1 protein-coding gene is annotated in these 247 nt (G+C 72.1%); it reads right to left on the reverse strand.

What is annotated here, in order from left to right; all coding sequences use genetic code 11:
* A partial coding sequence (locus tag L9G74_RS21650; RefSeq protein WP_238898919.1) for a Wzz/FepE/Etk N-terminal domain-containing protein occupies positions 1–190 on the reverse strand: 190 nt, incomplete at its 3' end.
* Between the last annotated feature and the right edge of the window lie 57 nt (positions 191–247).

The raw sequence follows: 247 nt of genomic DNA on the forward strand, positions 1-247 counted from the left end.
GGCCCTGGAGATCCTCCGGCATCTCTGCCTCCTCGATCAGGATCGTGGCCGTGGAGCGGTAGGTGGGTGGCCATGCGAGGGTCACGGCCACGGTGGCGGCGAGGACGGCCGCGGCCGGCAGGAGGAACCACCATTTGCGCCGGCGCAGCATCAGGAGCTGCTCGGCCGGCGAGAGTGCTCGTGCCGGCATGTCAGACGGATCCCGTCCGACGGTCCATCGGCCTCACCCGCCCCGACGCGGCAGCGG

It is taken from the genome of Shewanella electrica (genome assembly GCF_022321485.1).
Classification (GTDB): Bacteria; Pseudomonadota; Gammaproteobacteria; order Enterobacterales; family Shewanellaceae; genus Shewanella; species Shewanella electrica.